This window comes from Acinetobacter baylyi DSM 14961 = CIP 107474, from assembly GCF_000368685.1.
Classification (GTDB): domain Bacteria; phylum Pseudomonadota; class Gammaproteobacteria; order Pseudomonadales; family Moraxellaceae; genus Acinetobacter; species Acinetobacter baylyi.
The window spans coordinates 482,487-500,311 of sequence record NZ_KB849628.1 but is presented as its reverse complement, the minus strand read 5'-3'; the positions used below and the strand labels follow the sequence as shown (position 1 = coordinate 500,311).

23 protein-coding genes are annotated in these 17,825 nt (G+C 43.3%); 22 read left to right on the top strand and 1 reads right to left on the bottom strand.

Annotated elements, in window-relative coordinates:
* Window positions 1-310: 310 nt before the first annotated feature.
* The 6 genes from F952_RS11725 to F952_RS11700 are packed head-to-tail and all read left to right on the top strand — an operon-like array spanning window position 311 to window position 5,531.
* Window positions 311-778 carry a hypothetical protein gene (locus F952_RS11725; RefSeq protein ID WP_004927734.1) on the top strand — a complete coding sequence of 156 codons (468 nt, stop codon included), beginning with the start codon at window positions 311-313 and terminating at the stop codon, window positions 776-778.
* The gene (locus F952_RS11720) at window positions 747-1,388 is read left to right on the top strand and encodes a putative metallopeptidase (RefSeq protein ID WP_004927732.1); all 642 of its coding nucleotides are present in this window, start codon (window positions 747-749) and stop codon (window positions 1,386-1,388) included. The genes F952_RS11725 and F952_RS11720 overlap by 32 nt, the downstream gene beginning before the upstream one ends.
* Window positions 1,389-1,447: 59 nt before the next feature.
* Window positions 1,448-1,924, top strand: coding sequence for a DUF2280 domain-containing protein (locus F952_RS11715; protein WP_004927729.1), 477 nt, complete (start codon window positions 1,448-1,450; stop codon window positions 1,922-1,924).
* Window positions 1,902-3,428 (top strand): phage terminase large subunit, encoded by a 1,527-nt coding sequence (gene terL / locus F952_RS11710; RefSeq protein ID WP_004927727.1) that lies wholly within the window; start codon window positions 1,902-1,904, stop codon window positions 3,426-3,428. The genes F952_RS11715 and terL overlap by 23 nt, the downstream gene beginning before the upstream one ends.
* Before the next feature lie 8 nt (window positions 3,429-3,436).
* Window positions 3,437-4,768: a DUF1073 domain-containing protein gene (locus tag F952_RS11705; RefSeq protein ID WP_004927726.1), complete on the top strand. Its 1,332-nt coding sequence runs from the start codon at window positions 3,437-3,439 to the stop codon at window positions 4,766-4,768.
* Window positions 4,719-5,531 (top strand): phage head morphogenesis protein, encoded by an 813-nt coding sequence (locus tag F952_RS11700; RefSeq protein ID WP_004927724.1) that lies wholly within the window; start codon window positions 4,719-4,721, stop codon window positions 5,529-5,531. Before F952_RS11705 ends, F952_RS11700 begins: the two co-directional genes overlap by 50 nt.
* 8 nt (window positions 5,532-5,539) lie before the next feature.
* Here the strand turns inward: F952_RS11700 and F952_RS11695 are convergent, their stop codons facing one another.
* A complete protein-coding gene (locus tag F952_RS11695; protein ID WP_227499401.1) occupies window positions 5,540-5,803 on the bottom strand; it encodes an Arc family DNA-binding protein in 264 nt (87 codons plus the stop codon).
* A 126-nt stretch (window positions 5,804-5,929) separates the two neighbouring features.
* Between F952_RS11695 and F952_RS16745 the strand changes: the two genes are divergently transcribed.
* The 16 genes from F952_RS16745 (at window position 5,930) to F952_RS11620 (ending at window position 17,825) form a co-directional block, all read left to right on the top strand.
* Window positions 5,930-6,091 carry an Arc family DNA-binding protein gene (locus tag F952_RS16745; protein WP_004927720.1) on the top strand — a complete coding sequence of 54 codons (162 nt, stop codon included), beginning with the start codon at window positions 5,930-5,932 and terminating at the stop codon, window positions 6,089-6,091.
* A gap of 1 nt (window position 6,092) precedes the next feature.
* Window positions 6,093-6,644, top strand: a complete 552-nt coding sequence (locus tag F952_RS11690; protein ID WP_004927718.1) for a phage antirepressor Ant — start codon at window positions 6,093-6,095, stop codon at window positions 6,642-6,644.
* 72 nt (window positions 6,645-6,716) lie between these two features.
* Window positions 6,717-7,013 (top strand): hypothetical protein, encoded by a 297-nt coding sequence (locus tag F952_RS11685; RefSeq protein WP_004927715.1) that lies wholly within the window; start codon window positions 6,717-6,719, stop codon window positions 7,011-7,013.
* Between the two features lie 54 nt (window positions 7,014-7,067).
* Window positions 7,068-8,279, top strand: a complete 1,212-nt coding sequence (locus F952_RS11680) for a DUF2213 domain-containing protein (RefSeq protein ID WP_004927713.1) — start codon at window positions 7,068-7,070, stop codon at window positions 8,277-8,279.
* An 11-nt stretch (window positions 8,280-8,290) separates the two neighbouring features.
* Window positions 8,291-8,764 carry a structural cement protein Gp24 gene (locus tag F952_RS11675; RefSeq protein ID WP_004927712.1) on the top strand — a complete coding sequence of 158 codons (474 nt, stop codon included), beginning with the start codon at window positions 8,291-8,293 and terminating at the stop codon, window positions 8,762-8,764.
* Window positions 8,765-8,770: 6 nt separating this feature from the next.
* The gene (locus F952_RS11670) at window positions 8,771-9,745 is read left to right on the top strand and encodes a DUF2184 domain-containing protein (RefSeq protein ID WP_004927709.1); all 975 of its coding nucleotides are present in this window, start codon (window positions 8,771-8,773) and stop codon (window positions 9,743-9,745) included.
* 13 nt (window positions 9,746-9,758) lie between these two features.
* The gene (locus F952_RS11665) at window positions 9,759-10,139 is read left to right on the top strand and encodes a hypothetical protein (RefSeq protein ID WP_004927708.1); all 381 of its coding nucleotides are present in this window, start codon (window positions 9,759-9,761) and stop codon (window positions 10,137-10,139) included.
* Between the two features lie 7 nt (window positions 10,140-10,146).
* Entirely contained in the window at window positions 10,147-10,527 is a 381-nt protein-coding gene (locus tag F952_RS11660) for a DUF4054 domain-containing protein (protein ID WP_004927706.1), read from the top strand.
* A gap of 9 nt (window positions 10,528-10,536) precedes the next feature.
* Window positions 10,537-10,731: a hypothetical protein gene (locus F952_RS11655; RefSeq protein WP_004927704.1), complete on the top strand. Its 195-nt coding sequence runs from the start codon at window positions 10,537-10,539 to the stop codon at window positions 10,729-10,731.
* Window positions 10,732-10,738: 7 nt separating this feature from the next.
* Window positions 10,739-11,221: a phage virion morphogenesis protein gene (locus tag F952_RS11650; RefSeq protein WP_004927702.1), complete on the top strand. Its 483-nt coding sequence runs from the start codon at window positions 10,739-10,741 to the stop codon at window positions 11,219-11,221.
* Entirely contained in the window at window positions 11,211-11,654 is a 444-nt protein-coding gene (locus tag F952_RS11645) for a hypothetical protein (RefSeq protein WP_004927700.1), read from the top strand. The genes F952_RS11650 and F952_RS11645 overlap by 11 nt, the downstream gene beginning before the upstream one ends.
* Before the next feature lie 59 nt (window positions 11,655-11,713).
* The gene (locus tag F952_RS11640) at window positions 11,714-12,481 is read left to right on the top strand and encodes a hypothetical protein (RefSeq protein ID WP_004927696.1); all 768 of its coding nucleotides are present in this window, start codon (window positions 11,714-11,716) and stop codon (window positions 12,479-12,481) included.
* A 5-nt stretch (window positions 12,482-12,486) separates the two neighbouring features.
* On the top strand, window positions 12,487-12,798 hold the full coding sequence (locus tag F952_RS11635; RefSeq protein ID WP_004927693.1) for a hypothetical protein: 312 nt from the start codon (window positions 12,487-12,489) through the stop codon (window positions 12,796-12,798).
* 26 nt (window positions 12,799-12,824) lie between these two features.
* A complete protein-coding gene (locus tag F952_RS11630; RefSeq protein WP_004927689.1) occupies window positions 12,825-13,058 on the top strand; it encodes a hypothetical protein in 234 nt (77 codons plus the stop codon).
* A gap of 73 nt (window positions 13,059-13,131) precedes the next feature.
* Window positions 13,132-14,178 carry a hypothetical protein gene (locus F952_RS11625; protein WP_004927686.1) on the top strand — a complete coding sequence of 349 codons (1,047 nt, stop codon included), beginning with the start codon at window positions 13,132-13,134 and terminating at the stop codon, window positions 14,176-14,178.
* Window positions 14,179-14,300: 122 nt separating this feature from the next.
* Window positions 14,301-17,825 (top strand): hypothetical protein, encoded by a 3,525-nt coding sequence (locus F952_RS11620; RefSeq protein ID WP_004927684.1) that lies wholly within the window; start codon window positions 14,301-14,303, stop codon window positions 17,823-17,825.

Here is a 17,825-nt window from a genome sequence, read left to right as displayed (position 1 = left end):
TAACATGAATCCGAGCGTAGTTTATCACCCTGTTTCTAATAGTGTTTTTGGGGGAAAACATGGATGAGACTTTAGGCATATTTGTCTTTTACTTGTTGATATTGTTTGCATTATCTTCATTTTCTTTGTTGTTTTACCGATTTGATATAGTTTTTATTATTGTAGGAATTATCTTGATTGTTATTGCATTTTTATTGAAGTTTGAATTTAACCTTAGAGTATGTTTTTGGAAAAAACCATGATTAAAGCTTAATTGTTTCATTGTTATGAAAAGCCGTCTAAATGACGGTTTTTTAAATTTAGGTTAATAATGGAAATAGACACATATAAATCCAAAACTAAAAAAGCGCCGTTAAAAACTAAGCCAAGAACCAGACCGCTGCCTAAGGCTAAAATTAGCTACAAGGAAGCCGAAGAAGACTTTGAAAAATCCTTACAAATACTCGGCATCAAATACGAGAAGAAATTTCAATTCATATCTACAAAGCATTGGCGTTTTGATTTCCATCTAATTGAACACAAGATTTTAGTGGAGATATCCGGCGGACCATGGTCTGGTGGACGTAAGGGTAAGCTTAAAAACAAAGCTTGGAGCATTGATCGTTATGATGTTGCTGCCGATATGGGTTACACCGTAGTGAGAATAGAATCAGCTCCAATATATAAAATTCATGAAGATGGCCCATTACAGATCGAATCAAACTTCGGCTTTTCATGGCTCAAAAGATTAAAAAGGCAGACGCCCAATGGACCAGATCAGACCATTTCCCCAGACTGACTTTATTGATCAAGCTGAGGAAGAAGAAGCGATTCGTTTGATCGCTGCACCAGATCTAAAAGAATGGGTAATAACAAATTTCTTAACGCTGGGCGGTGAGCTACATAACCCGGATCATGACCATATCGCTGAGCTACTTCACGATGACGAAACATTTCTAGCCTTTGCTTGGGCATCATCTGCATTTACACGGGCTAAGCGCATGGTGTTGGGGCAATGTGAGAAAGTCATGTTCAACCAAGGTGGGTGGAAAAAGGCACGGCAAGAACAACAGATGCGGGATTGGTTTGGCTTTGTACCTGTTTATCTCATTACGATTGATGCCAGCTTTTGCGAGCAAGCGACTGATCGAGAGTTTTGTGCTCTGATTGAACATGAGCTTTATCATATTGGTGTTGAGCGTGATGGAGACGGTGAAATTGTCTATAGCGACCACACTGGTCTGCCTAAGCATTACTTGGCGGGCCACGACGTAGAAGAGTTCGTTGGCGTTGTGAAGCGCTGGGGCGCGAGTGATGACATTAAGCGTCTTGTTGAAGTCGCAAAGCAGGCGCCGTTTGTATCAGAAAAGAATATAGCTGCAAGTTGTGGGACGTGTTTGATTAAGTAGAGTCTTCGGGCTCTTTTTTTTGCTCATTTACCTTGACGTACCTTGACGGATAGAGAGAAATGGCAACACTAAATAAAAAGCAAAAACTCTTTATTGTTCGGTCACTTGCTGTCTTTAACACACCTCAAGAAACAGTGGTGCTCGTCAAGGAAGAATTTAATACTGATGTAACAAGACAACAAGTTGAGACTTATGATCCAACAAAACGAGCTGGTAAGGATTTGAGCGCTGAATTTAAAGCGGAATTTGAAGCCACACGTAAAGATTTTCTGGCAAAACCAGAAACAATCCCAATCGCAAATTTAGCTGTGCGGTTACAGCGCTTAGAAAATCAATACCAGAAGCACAGTAAAAACAGGGTAGCCGCTTTAAATATTTTGCGGCAAGCGGCAGAGGATGTAGGCGGGAAGTATACAAACAAAACTCAACTTACTGGCGCAGGGGGAGATCCACTCAATCCCGAACCAGTCACCCATGTTGTTGCAACGCCTGAGCAGATAAGGCAGGTGTTAAATGAACTCGAAGGTAAGTACTAGCCTGCTTGAAATACAGTTGGAACGTGAGAAATGTGAGCAAGAACATTTGTTCTTTACACGGCGTTTTTTTATGCCCCGCATGGGTTTTAAGTTTTCAGTCAATTGGCATCATGAATACATCGCCTGGGCGATTGATGAGGTGATTGCAGGCCGGATTGATAATCTGGTTATTAACGTTCCACCTGGTAGCGGTAAAACCGAGTTACTGACTAATCTGATTGCACGTGGCATTGCGCGGAACCAGCGCTCAAGATTTCTGTATTTGTCATTTTCTCAATCGCTCGTTGAGGATGTGTCATCCACGGCGCGGAACATCGTAAAGTCAGAGGATTTTCAGGGCTTATGGCCTGTGAAGATATCGACCAGTACTGATGCAAAGGCAAGCTGGAAAACCACTGTAGATGGATATGAAGCGGGGCATGTATACAGTGCCTCGATGGGTGGTCAGGTTACGGGCCGCCGTGCTGGCACACTGGCTGATACCGGATTTACCGGTGCGATTATCCTGGACGATCCGCTCAAGCCTGAGGATGCATTTAGTAAAACGGCACGTAACAAGGCAAACCGAAAGATACTAAATACGGTCAACTCCCGTAAAGCCAAGTCATCTACACCGATCATCCTGATCATGCAGCGTTTACACGTTGAAGATCCGACCAACTTTGTGATGACCGGTAATGTACCAGGGAACTGGCATCAGATCTCGATACCAGCACTGATTGATGATGCTTATATCAATACACTGCCTGAGCATATACGTCGTAAGGTACCGCGAGATGTAGAGCGAGACGAGAAAGGACGTCAAAGTTACTGGCCATTGAAGGAATCACTTCAATCCTTACTACAGTTAGAGAAGGGTGGTCAGGACAAAGACGGCGCTACGGTCTCACGTTATACATTTAGCAGTCAGTACCAACAGGCACCGAAAAAGCTGGGCGGTGATCTGGTCAAGGCTGAGTGGTTCGGACGATACATTAAACTACCGGTACTCAAATGGCGTGCAATCTGGGTCGATACCGCGCAAAAGACTAAAGAACATAACGATTACTCTGTATTCCTGTGTGGTGGTTTGGGGTATGACGGCAAGCTTTACATCATCGAAGTGAAGCGTGGTAAGTGGGAAGCACCGGAACTGATCAAGCAAGCCAAGTTATTTATTAACAGGCACAAGGAAAGCAATACCGAAATCGGCAAGCTGCGTTATATGGCCATTGAGGATAAGTCCTCAGGTACCACGCTGATCCAGACCATTTCCAGACAAACCACCTTACCGATTCGTGCAATCCAGCGAAGCACTGACAAGCTTACGCGGACCATGGATGTGGTGTTTTATGTCGAAGACCAAATGGTCATGCTACCAGCAGAAGCGCCGTGGCTACTGAACTACATTGAAGAAATTGAAGGAATCACCGCAGATATGACACATGATCATGACGACCAGTGGGACCCAACAATTGACGCAATCAATGACACTGTGGCCAAAAAGCCGACTGTATTTGATTAGGAAAAATTATGGCTGAGACTCAAAAGCCCGATGCAATCGGCGACGCAGGGGCATATACCAATTTTGTGTCAAATATTGGCACATCGAGAGATAAAGCGGCCCATGGGCACTTTGTTCGCCGTGATATACCCGATGATCAGCTTGAAGCCGTGTATCAGCACTGGCTGGCAAAACGTATTGTGAACCGCCCAGCAAGCGACATGCTGCGTGCCGGCTGGTTTTATGAAGGCATTCAGGATGGTGATTTAAAGAAGCTTCAGGAGGCGTGCAAGAAATTCCGTCTTAATGACATCTTGCTGTCTGGTTTGATTCTATCCCGGTTATACGGTGAAGCTTACGTTTTGCTGGGTACCACTGATGGTAATAATCTGAATCAACCCTTGGATATCACTAAGCTCGGAACTGGACGGCTTGAATTCTTCACTGTGCTCAAAAAGAAATATCTGAGAGCAGATAAAAATACTTATCTACCTTTATCTGAGTCGAATGGATTGCTTAAGCAGCCTGAGTTTTATGATCTGCGGTTAAATGACGGGAAAGCAGCGAAGAAGATTCACTACACGCGCCTGATTGCATTCCGCTATGCCGATGTGGTGAATGAAGAACCGCAAAGCATTTTACAGGAAATTTATGAGGATCTGCTTGATCATGCAGCGGTGAAAAAAGGTTCTGCCAGTCTGGTCCATGAATCCAAGATTGATGTGATCAGGACGCCAAATCTGGTCGATAAAATCAAAGAAGATATGAAGGCAGTTGCTGAGCGTTTTCTAAGCGTGGGTTTACTCAAAAGCCTGAACGGCATGCTGGTACTCGACAAAGATGAAGAATACGACTCGAAGACGTATAACTTTGCCGGACTACCTGACTTGATGAGTGAGTTTTCAATTCAAACGGCGGGTGCTGCTGAAATTCCTTACACGATTCTGTTTGGTCAGTCGCCAGCCGGTATGAATGCCACCGGTGAGCACGATACACGTAACTATTACGACAGTATTGCCACAAAGCAGGAATGGCACCTTAAACCTATTTTAATGAAGTTTCTCGCCGTGATCTGTCAGGTTACATTTGGTCGCCAGTTTCCCGATCTGAACGTGGTCTTTAATCCGCTCTGGCAACTTAATGGAAAGATACGGGCTGAGGTTGAGAAATTTAATGCTGAGCGTGATGAGAAGTATCTCAATATGGGTATTTTGACTGAGCCTCAGATTGCCAAACAGCTTGTGATTGATGGCGTTTACTCGGTGATTGATGACCAGCACATCAAGGAACTGGAACTTATGGTGAGTATTGATGACAACAATAATCCAGATGTTAAAACCCCACCTGCAGGAAGCGAATAAGCGTAAGCGGGGCCGTAACGCAACCAAGCCAAGATCTGTAAAAGTGAATCGCCGTCTTGAGCTGTACTACACGCGCCAGCTTCTGGTTATTTCAAAATACTGTCAGGATCAAACCAAGGAAATCGTACTGCCCACTGTTGGTCAGAATATCGGGGATAGCTGGATTACAGATATCTTTGTCAAACTTCGTGAGAAGCTGGTGAAGTACACCACGCAGGTTTCTCGACCACTGGCAACTAAAGTGGTGCAAGATTCACAAAAGGAAGTAGATGCCCAGATTGCAGAGCATACCAAATCGATCATTGGTGTGGATCTTACGCCGTTTTATCGGGCTTCTGACATTCAGGACGTTGTGGATACTAACATTGCGGCAAACGTGGCCCTGATCAAGTCTATTCCAAATCAGTATGTGGACAAGCTTGAAGCACTGGTGATGAATGCCTTTCAAACAGGGCAGACCAATGAAGATCTAGCCAAGGCAATTGCCCAATTAGGACAAAGCACAGATTCACGTGCTCGGCTGATTGCTGCTGATCAGATGGGTAAGGTGAATGGCCAGATCAATAAAGCGCGTCAGCTCTCCATGGGTGTTGAAACGTATGTCTGGCAAACTGCAAAAGATGAACGGGTACGTAAAGATCATCAGCATAAGCAAGGTAAAACCTTTCGATGGGATGATCCACCTACAGGTGGACATCCAGGTGAACCCATTCGATGCCGTTGTACTGCATTGCCAAATTATGAGGATATTTTGGTTGATTAAGCACCACCTTACGGCGATTTTTTATCATCTTGTTTTTCCATGACTGCAATTGTGAAACCTTTAAAGCGATAGCTTAATTCCATCATTAGATTTTCTGTTGGAATTTTTCCTATTATTTCATCGTGATTTTGAGCATCAAAGCTTTGCTCGAGACGAGCGACAATATCCGCATTCATTGAGCGGTTGTGTTCTTTGGCTGATTGAGCAATTTTATCCCGTAGTTCTTCTGACCATCGTAGTTTGTATTGGGGGTCTCTTTGATTCACGCTCACAGTTAAATACCACAGAAGTTTAAAAATACATAATAAAGTACCTCTTGGGTGCTTGACAATGGTCACCAAGAGGTACAGTATATAAAATGTACCTAAGAGGTACTTTTAAAAACCAATGAGGTAACTATGGAATCAGAGTTAAAAAAACGTCAGGGACAGCAATTCAAATTGCGTATTCCTGATGATTTATATGAGTGGGTTAAAAAGACAGCCCAAGAAAATGACCGTCCTATGGCTTATATCGTGAACCGTGCGATTAAGCAGCTTAAAAAAGAACAGGAGATTTGAGATGAACACACTTATCGATATAGGAAGTTCTGGGTTAATCCCTGTGATTGATGGAGATATAGGAGGAGAGGTTCAACCTTGTGTTGATGCTCGTACTCTACATAAATGGCTTAAAAATGGTGACATGTTTGCCAATTGGATTAAGTCACGAATTAAAACTTATGGATTTATTGAGAATGAAGACTTTGCTTTGATTTTGGAAAATACCAAAATCAAAAAAGGGCGTGGTGGTAATCGCCGTAGTGTGGATTATTTGCTAACTCTTGATGTTGCAAAAGAACTTTCAATGGTTGAAAACAACGAACAAGGTCGCATAGCTCGCCGTTACTTTATCAACTGCGAAAAAGTTTTGCGTCAGGCAGTGTTTGGATTAATGGATCAATTTAATAAGGCATCTATTGAATTTGATAAGTTTAGTGAAATTGCATCTAGTGCAGGGCGGACATTGAGTATTGTTGGTAAGCAATATAAGCCACAAGCAAAACAGAAAGTGGAAGAACTAAAAACGAAAGTTCAACCACATTTAACTCATTTGGAATTACATAATGATTAATTCAGGCAATAAAAAAGCCCTCTCGTCGTCGAAAACAAAGGGCTTTCAGTTGCTAATATAGGAATATTAACGATGAATAGTATGGTACAACCAAAAGAACAAGTCAAATCTTACGACGCCAGTGATGTATCCGAAGGCTACGCCTTGGCGTACGAGCAAGTGGCAGATCTATCCGTCATGATTGATGCTATCCGCAATAATCATGAAAAAACGGCCGAGTATGTAAAGAAGGTCTACAACGTGCCCGACACAGTATTTAGCGATATGAAAAGACTATTTGCAATTATAGAAGGTCTTGTTTCAGATAATTTGGAGTTTTCAAAATCTCAAGAAGATGCGTATCAAAAAAGATATGAGTCCATATCTTAAAATCAAAAATCTATAAAACCCACCACACGGTGGGTTTTTTATTGAGCCCAATTTATGAAAATTATCTATCACATCAAGATTGGTGACTTTGCACCCAGCGAGTCATCCCGCTCATTTACACAAGAAGGGTATTTAAAGTGTGTAAATGTACGTCTGGCCAAGGCACCTCAGGTACGCCAGTACTATGCATATGAGTTTCCTTCACTCGAAGGATATACGCCAGATCAGGTCATTAACGTTTACACCCCAGCGGATGAGCTATTTAAACCCGAAAGCATCAGCAGCTTTCAGGATGTGGATCTTACCGACTATCACCCACCAAAAAACGAGATTAACGCCTCTAACTGGAAGGAGTATCACATTGGCTATTGTGAGAACGTCCGGCAGGAAGGTGAGTATCTAATCGGTGATCTGCTGATTAAAGATAAGACCAGTATTGATCTGATCCAGAGCAATGAGCGTGTCGAAATGTCGCTGGGGTATGCGGCCAATCTGGTGCTTGAACCTGGTGTCGCAGAAGATGGCACGCCGTATCAGGCCAAATTTATTAATTTTTATGGCAATCATGTCGCGCTGTTGAAATACGGTCGCTGCGGTGGTGATTGCCGCATCGGTGACCAAAAACCAACTCCACAAGAGGAAAACACAATGGAAGTCATTGTAAACGGGATTCGTTTTGATATTGGCGATAACAAGCCACTTGCGGATGCCCTAAAGCTACAACAACAGCAGCTTGAAAACCTGAAAGCCGCAAAACTAAAAGTCGGTGACAAACAGTTTGCCATCGGTGACGAATTGCCAGCGGTTCAAGCAGTAGTAGACACCCTGCAGACGGAAAATGCACAGCTTAAGCAGAAAGTCGGTGATCTGGAAAAGAATCAGATGACCCCTGAAAAAATGGAACAGGCCGCAGCGGAACGCGCAACAGTGATTGCCGATGCCAAAGCCTTGGTACCAACAGTTAAAACGGATGGTTGCAGTTGTGAGCAGATCAAACGTGATGTGATTGCAGCCAAAGCCGGTGATGCACTGGTGGGTGCGGTTCTGGGCAGCGTCAGTGTGGGTGATGCCAAGCCTGAGCAGATCGATACCGTATTCCGTGCGTTATCAGCCGTAAAAGGCAAGATTGCCAGTAATCCTGTAGGCGACGAGCTGGACCATCAGCAGCGCCAAAATATTGGCGATCAGGACGGTCAAGGTGGTCAGGGTAATAACAATCAACAGCAGCAGGCTTATAGCAAAGCCGATGCATACAAAACCATTTAAGGCGGTGAATCATGTCAGTCAAACAATATGACACATTGCCAGGCGTTCGAGCCCGGCTAGTTAGTCCTGAGGACATTCTTTCCATCCCGGTCTCTGGTGCAACACTGGTCAATGACGGTGATGTCGTGGTGATCAACACCGATGGCAAAACGGTTTCAGCAGTTGCAGGTGCAAGCAATACCCGATTTGGCGTTATCGTGCGTCATGGAGTGGGTAAATCAGGTAAAACATCTGCGGGCAATGAAGCATACCAAGCCACTGATGTCGCGCCGGTCATGACCATTGGTGCGATCTGGGTGAAAACAACAGCACCGGTTACCAATATCAATGCCAAGGTCTATGTAAAAACGTCCAATGGCACCACCAACGCGCCGTTAGGTTCACTTTCATCCAGTGCGACCGATGGTACCGAGTTACCCAATGCATCTTGGGAATCAATTTCTAATGAACAGGGCCATGCCATTGTTCGCTTACGTGGGGCATAACACGCTATGAGTAAACTTGCACAAATGAAGCTACGCTTAACCCCCGTAGCTCAGGTGATTCAGGCCACAATCGGGGATGCATTCAACCTCGATTCACTGGCAAAGCTCTTCGTTAAAATCGAAGAAACCAACAACATGACACCTCAGCTAGAACAGGTCATGGACTATGCCAAATATATTCCGGTCACCAATGTGAACGGCGTATTTGGTGGCGGTGAAGTGCTATCACGTAAATGGGGCGTGGGCATTGGTAAAGACTATTCGGGTACAGGTGGTGATCTACCGCTCGCTGAAGTTGAATACGATACGGTTTCGTTGCCAATTAAGGTGGGTGTCATCTCGTACCAGTATTCGATTATGGAAGTTGCAGCAGCCCAGCAAATGGGAATTCAGCTCGAAGGTGACAAGGTGCAGGCAGCACGACTGGCTGCTGAAAAGCACCTAAGCCAGATTGCATGGTATGGCAACAGCTTGACGGGAGTGAAAGGCTTTCTGAACCAGACCGGTGTCACGGTGGTCACAGCACAGCACGACTGGGCCACGGCAACCATTGAACAGATCCTGTCTGACTTTAATGCCAGTTTGTCCGATTCAGAAGATCTATTTGACGGCGATATCTCGGTACAGCCTGATACATATCTGATGGCTTCGAATCAGTACTCGAGCTTATCGAATCGAGTGGTACCAGATTCAGGCGGTAAAACTTTCCTGAAATTTATTGAAGAAAACAATATCTTTGCCACACAGTCCAAGCCGCTCACCATTCGTGGTTTAGGCCGTTCAAATGGTAAGGGCACTGCAGGTGCAGACCGCTCGATTATTTATCGCCGTGATCCTTCATGTATCCAGATGAAGTGTGACGATGTGTCTTTCCTTGCGGCACAGCCAGATGGGCTGGATGTGAAAGTACCTGGTCACTACAAGTATCAGGGTGTTTGGTTGAAGCGTGTCGATTCGCTTCGTTATCTGGATCATGTATAAGGCTTGAATCATCATGAAATATTCTTATCTCTATAGCGGCTCTAATGCCGCTTTTGTTTTTTCTGGCCTTGCCACTTTTTCCAACGGTGTTGCGGCACTGGTGGATGAAGATGTGCACAAGCAACTTCAAAAGAACAAGTTTGCCAAGCATCTGCTTGAAACCGGTGAGCTTGAAGTCGAGGAGATCGCCGATGATGAGCCTAAAGCAGCGCCTAAATCTGGCCGTGGTGGTAAAGGTGGTAAACAAAACGATGCTGCAACGGATGCAGCCAAAGCAGCCGGTGAAACAGCTCTGGCCGCCGTAAAGTCTGAATTGACTGGTTTAGGTATCACCTTTAGCTACGATGAAAGCCTGGAGCAATTACAGGCAAAACTATCTCAGGCAAAAGAATAGGTGATGTATGGACCCGCAAGCATTTAAACAAAAATTTAAATACGACACAGCACTGCTAAATTTGCCAGATGCAGAGATTGCAGATGCACTCGAAGAAGCAGATCTGGTGGTGAGTTCGGTTGAATTTGGTGAGCTGAAAGAGCGTGCTGCGGGTCTATATGCAGCACATATCCTAAAAGTTGCACTCAAAGCCAAGTCAGGTAACGGCTTTTCAGATGCTTCAATTATGACGATTGCAGGTCAGAGCGTGAGTTATTCGCGCTCTAACACTGAAACGTTTTATAACCAGAGCATTTATGGCCAGCGTTATCTGGCGCTAAAAAATTCAATTCCCACTGCAGATGGTACCAACCCTAATTCATTGAGTGTTGGTGCATTTGTGGTTTAGGAGAAACGTATGCTTTTTAAATATCAGGCACCGGCTGGCTACAAAGCCACCTCCATTGAAATCGGTGGGCAGACTTTCGAGATATCTAACGGTTTAATCACGACCGATACAGACATTATTCATATGCTTAAGCCACTGGGTTTCGAGCGTTTCATCGAGCAGTCAGAAACAAAGAAGTCCACGACCAAAGCAACAGCCGAATAGGTGAGCCATGAGCGATACCCGAGTTGATGTAAACGTCAATTTTAACGATATGAATGATCGTATCCGGTTTGAAATCAGACGCACGATTAATGCCTTGACGTTAAAGTTACAGCGCACTGTTCAGGAAGATATGCTGACTGGTCAGCGGCTCAACGTTCAATCAGGTCGGTTACGTGGCTCAATCTCATCCAGAGTTGAAGAGGGTAAGGACTGGATCGAGGGCACTGTTGGCGCGGGCGGTGCCTTGGTTCCGTATGCATTTGTGCATGAGTTTGGATTAACCGGTTCCGTGGAGATCAAGGCTCATCTGAGAATGATCAAGCAGGCCTTTGGCAAATCAATTACACCGACACAGGTCAATGTGAAGGCTCATTCACGTAAGGTCAATCTAAGAGAACGGCGCTACATGCGCGATTCGCTGGATCTGATTGCCAAAATTGTTCCAAGAAATATCGATGCAGCAATTGAGCGAGGTCTAAATGGACAGTGAAGCAATATATGCCGCTTTATTTGAGCATCTTAAGTCCAAGATGAATGGGGTGGTTACGATCAGCCGCCGTTTACGGCATTTTAACAACGTACCTGCAGAACAACGTCCAGCGCTCTTTATTACTCAGGGCAATCAGCAAGAAATGGCTGTGCACGGACTGAATGCAAAAGTTGAACTGGCTGCCGAGGTTTATCTTTACATCAGTGAATCTGATAGCACCGTACCGCCTTCAACTCAGCTCAATCTTTACATTGATAAATTGCGCTTAGCAATCAAGTCAGAGTTCCCTGAGATATGTGAATACCAGACGCTTGGTGGTCTGGTTGAGCATTGCTGGATCGATGGAACGATTGAAGTTTACGAGGCAGTTGAAAATATGCTGGATGACCAAGGCATTGCCATTATCCCAATCCGGATATTAACCACCCAATAGTTTCTAAAATACTTTATGGCCGCCTTTCATGGCGGTTTTCTCATTTTTAAGAGGTCGTTATGGCTCAATATTTATTTGGTGCAGGCAAAGTCTTTGCTACACCAATTCAGGATGTCTATGGGCAGCCGATCAGTAATGCCACCCCGGTTGAAGTCGGTGTAATGCAGTCTGTATCGGTTGATATCAGTTACGATTTAAAAGAGCTTTATGGCCGTGGCCAGTTTGCGGTTGATGCTGCACGCGGTAAAGGCTCTATCAAGTGCAAAGCCACCTTTGGCCGTATCAATGGTGCGTTACTTAACTCAATCTTCTTTGGTGGGATTATTGCCGAAGGTGGTCTGGATGTCGTTACGCAAACGATTAATGGTGAAGTCATTCCTTCTGGTGGATCTGTAACGCCTACTGTTCCTAACAGCGGCACATTTAAAAAAGATCTGGGCGTCACCGACGGTAAGGCAATCCCGCTCAAGCGTGTGGCCAGCGCACCGGTAGCAGGTCAGTACAGCGTCAATGAAATAACTGGCGTATATACGTTTGCCACTGCCGATGCCAACAAAACGGTATTTATCAGCTTTAAGTACTCAACTAGTGTGGCGGGTGCCAAGTCTGGAACTGTGACAAATCTGGATATGGGGTATACGCCAGAGTTTGCTGTCGATCTGATGCGCGATTACAAGGGCAAGTTCTTTGGGATGGAGTTCTTCCGCTGCGTGAGCAACAAGCTGGCATTTAGCTCGAAGCAGGATGACTACGATCTACCTGAATTTGAATTTCAGCCAATGGCCGATGACCTAAACCGAGTATTTAAATGGACCACTTCGGAGTAACACACATGCAATTTAAACAAGTAGAAAACCCGCGTGGTACAACCATTATCATTGACAGCCAGGCTTTTGTTTTCGCGCCGTTGTCGCTTGGTGCAGTCGAAAAACTCTTACCGGCATTACAGGGCTTTCAGCCAAATGATGTCGGTACAGTGATTGATGTGGCACATAAGTCTCTTAAGCGCAATTATTCTGACATTACTCGTGACGATGTAGCCGATATGATCTATATGGACCAGCTAGAAGAGGTGATGGGCGCAGTCATGTCTGTATCGGGCCTTACCGGTAAAGCTGATGCTGGTGAGTCATCGGGGGAATAAACTGGGAGGAGCTGTATACGCATTTAGTGCTTACACTCGGTAAAGACTATGACTATGTTCTTAACGAATTGGATTTTCCAAGAGTAAGCGCCTTGAATGCCTATCAAAAACAGTATCCTCCCGCCGAAGTCGGTATCCAGCGTCTATGCCGGATTCTTGAAGCATTTATGGGGATTGAAGATAGCCCGAGTTTTGATGATATTGAATCCGATGATGACAATATGATGGATGATCTTATGAATTTTCCTCAGGGTGGTTAAGGCTGCCCTGATTGATAAAAAATTGTAAGTTGGGTAAAGTCCAGCAGCAACTTAAAATAAATCGGATACAACTATGAAAAAATCATTGGGGACTTCATTTTTAGCATGTTTATTGACTGCTTGTGGAGGTGGGGGCGGAGGATCAGATCAAACAGGTGGTCAAGTAGCAACATCTGAAACAGGTATAAATAATTCAAGTTTTGATAGTTATACACAATTCAACTGGGCATCTGTGCAATTTGATACCGGTTTTGTTGAAGTAATCAAAAACATAAGAAATTCAGATATTTTGTATACAAATTATGCAAAATTGGAGCCTGATAATGTCGAATTGTATAAAAGACCAATATTGAGCAAAGATGGTTTATACGAATATGATCAGACCAACTATCCTCTGGGATATAGAACATATAAAGTGAACTACGTTTCTAAGGATGGAAACACATTTAATAAAACTCCTTATACTATAAAGGGACTTAACCAGTTCAAGATTCAGGAAAGTGGTAAGTGGATATCACTCGATAATGTTTTGATCAGCGAGAGAACTGCTGTCTACTGGAATTTATTAGCTACGCAATATCCAGATAGCGTCTGGTTTAAATCAGGAAAGCTCGGCCAGCAATTTAAAGACTTTTTATCATTAAGCAGAGCAACAAAATTTCCTTCAGGCTCAAAATGTTTTAAATCAGAAAAGATAACGTATTCTCAGCCTTTTTATGTGATTACGAACCAAGATGCCAAGGTATATGTTAATAATCAGTTAGTAAGTACATTTGACCAGTATTTAAGTGTAGCTGGTTCAAATAATATTTCAGGTAACTGGGGTGGCACACCATGGTCTTATCCTAAACAATACGATGATTCCAGATATTCAGCAGCTACCATATATACCAATATAAACAATAAACTCGCGGAAGGTTACTGGAGTAAAAATCCAGATATAACCATCGAAAAAAGGTTGAAAGTTTATGAGGATTTGCTTAGCGAATCGAATGTAGGTCAGGAAGATAAAGTATCTTTTAATGCTGCCATTCAAGAAATTAACACTGAGTGTACCTACTATAATGATATTGCAGCAAATTCAATTCAAAAGTTGATTAATCAAAGTACTCAGGATTAAGGCAAATTATTGATCTAAATAAACCCGCTCATGAGCGGGTTTTTTTAATAAAAAATTCACTCCGTCTTTGAAATAAATCGACCTTTCAATAGTCGATTTTTTTATGCCTAAGGAAAAGTTTAATGGCTAACCAAAATGAAGTTGAAGTAAAGATCACAGCCTCAACAGATTCACTTTCCGAAGGTATGAATCAGGCAACTAATAACGTTCAATCTGCTGCTAATGACATCAATCGCATTGCAGATAGCATTAAAACGGCATTTGATGGGGTACGTGATTCTCTTAAAAATATCGATGTTAGTCTAAATATCGACATGAGTGCCGTTCAACAGCGATTGAGCAGTGCTGCAAATACAATTAAAACCCAAATTAATAATATTGTAGATGATGCATCAATCAAGTTAAAAATCGACACGACGTCTTTGAGTTCTGAAATAGAGCATGCAGAGAATCTAATCAGATCTCGCTTGTCATCTTTACCTATTCAAAATGTAAAACTTGATATCGATATTCATGAGATTCAACGACGATTGAATTTGATTACAGGTCAGCAAGTTAAAATTAAGCTAGGTCTTGATACGTCAACACTGCAAGCTCAATTGCATCAAGCCAAGAACACCATTACAACAATGTTGCAATCCACGCTATCAAGTGCAATCAGAATTACAGTCAATTTACCATTGCTGGCAGCGCAGTTAAGTCAGGCAAAAGCCATGATCAATCGTGCCTTGAGTCAATTAAATGGTTCAAATATTAATCTGAATACAGTTATCAATATTGATGCAACCAGCACAATGTTGCGCAGCTCTTTGGACCGCTTAAAAACAAGTGTTGATCATTTGCGTAATCGACTGGGTTCAGGCGGTGGAGGTGGAGGAGGCAGTGGATCTGGTGGTGGCTCTGGCAGTGGAGTAGGCACAAGTTTTCTCGGCAATTTTCTTGCCAATATTGGTAGTGAACTGGTTTTACAGATCAGCTCCTTAACTGGAGAATTAATCAGAAACGCGCGTGAACTTGAAAATATGTCACGCCTAGCCAATTCAACAACACTTGAATTTCAAGAGTGGGCTTTTGCATCGAAATCTGTAGGTATCAGTCAAGAAAAGCTTGGCGATATCATGAAAGATGTCAACGACAAGTTCGGTGACTTCATGCAGACCGGTGGCGGAGAAATGAAAGATTTCTTCGAAAAGATTGCACCTAAGGTTGGTGTGACTGCAAAAGAATTTCAGGGCTTATCTGGTCCTCAGATTCTCGGTAAATATTATGAGACGCTGAAAAAAGCTAACGTATCGCAAGCTGAGATGACATTCTATATGGAATCTATTGCGAATGATGCAATGCTTCTTTCGCCACTACTTGAAAACAACGCCCAAAAGCTGAAGGAGTATTCAAAGCAGGCGCATGATCTGGGTGTGATTCTGGATGATAAAGCCATTCAAGCCACCAAGGATTTTGATTCGTCATTAGGGCTAATCAGCGCCACAATTAGAGGCTTGGTCGGTCGAATGATTGCCGAGCTCGCACCTGGTCTTAAGACCATGGCAGATAACTTTCTATCCTCTGCAGTAAAGTCTAAAGATGGTGTTGATGGATCATTTTCAGCAATTATCACGATTTTTGAGAGTTTTTTTGGAATTGCGAAAGATATTTTTTCCACGATTGGTGATATCTGGAGTGATTTAACTTCTGATATCGGTGACGGCAGTCTGAAACAGATTGGTTTTATGGATTTGGTATCAGGGGTACTTAAAGGTTTCGGTGCCACTGCAGTCGGCTTACAGGTTGGAATTAAAATAGCATTTGAAGGAATTCGTGCTGTGATATCGACTGTATGCCAGGCAATTGCAGTTGCAATCAATGCTGCTTTAAATACCTTCGGTGGTTTTAGAGATACCATTCAGTATGGTCTTGATATTTTAAGTATTAAGTTTCAGACATTTGGGAGTGTAGTTAAAAGTATCTTGAGCTTTGATTTCTCTGGTGCATCAGCCAATTGGAATAATGGTCTTGCAAAAATTGGATCGATCACAGACCAGTACACCAATAAAATGAAGAATCGTGCCAATGATGTTAAAACAACATGGAATGATGCTGCATCAAAAGCTGGAACATCCTGGAAGACTGCTTGGGAAAATATATCAGGTGCGTCTGAAAAGGGTGGGAAAAAGTTTCAGTTACTTTTTCTTAAAGATCCAAATGCAACAGATGAAAGCCCAAAACCTAGCCCTTTACCAACCTTCAATCCAAATCGTGGCATAGGCACTGGTAAAAAAGACGAAAAGGAGAAAAAACCGAAGAAAGGTAAATCAGATGCAGAACGTGAAGCCGAGCGGGAAGCCAAGGCAATTGCGGACATTCGTTATAAATACGCCACTGAAGAGGAAAAAATTCAGCTAGATCTAAAGAAGGCTTTGGAGGATATCGAGAAAGCCAAAATTTCTGATGCTGAAAAGGCTCAGTTAAAGGTTAAGGCTGAGAAAGTGGCCAGCGATAAAATCAAGGCTTTGCGTGCAGAACAGTTCGAAAAAATTAAAGAGATCCGTGAACAGGAAATTGCAAACGCAATTGAACAGGCTCAACGTATTTTTGATATCGAAAAAGCCAGTATTCAAGCGCAGTTCGATGCAAATAAAATCTCGAACGCTCAAAAAGTTCAAATGGAGAAGCAGCTTGAAGATCAGCTTCGGGCAATCAAGCGTAATGGTCTGGAAGAGCGTTTAAAACTTGAGGAGCAATACTCATCAATCTCTGGTAAAAGTGGTAATCAGAGCCGGATCACTAATGATATTGCCAATCTGGATACTGATCAGAAGGTTGCCAATACGCAATCGTTTAATCTTATGTCTGAAGCCCAGATGAAAGACTTCGAGAAAAAGTTTGGTGGACTTACTGACCGTATTTCAAGCCTATGGGATAAAGGCATACAGTCGATGATGAATGGCACCCTCACTTGGCAAAATGCAACCAATGCAGTCATGACTGATATGGCGGGCTATTTCATTCAGAAGATGGTGACTGAGCCTTTGCGTCAATATATGGTTGGTTTAGCTCGCCGTTTAGCTGTACGACTAGGTTTTATTAAAACCGAGACTGCAGCAGAAGTAACAGGCCAAGCAGCTCAAACAGGTGCAGTTGTCGCGGGGGAAACTACAAAAACCATGGCAACCAGTACAGGTGCTTTAGCTCGTTTGGCTATTAAAGCTAGTGAGACTATTAAAACAATCATGATGTATGCATGGGAGGCAATGGCTGGTGCCTTTAAAGCCATGGTCTCAATTCCTTATATCGGTCCAATACTTGCTGTAGGTGCGGGCGCTGCTGCATTAGCATTGGTGGGAGGAATAGCAGGAAAAGTAAAATCTGCCCGTGGTGGTTATGATATTCCTGCAGGTATGAATCCAGTGACTCAATTACACGAAGAAGAAATGGTATTGCCTAAACAGCATGCCAATACGATTCGCGCGTTGGGTAAATCTATGGCCAACGGTGGAGTAGGTGGCGATGCAGCAGCAAGTGGAGATGGTGGCATCACTCAAATCAATATTCAAGCTTGGGATTCTAAAGATGTAAAAAGGTTCCTAAAAAAACATGGTAGTGAATTGGCTGGCAGTCTTAAGGGTTATAACCGCAATTTTGGTAAATAA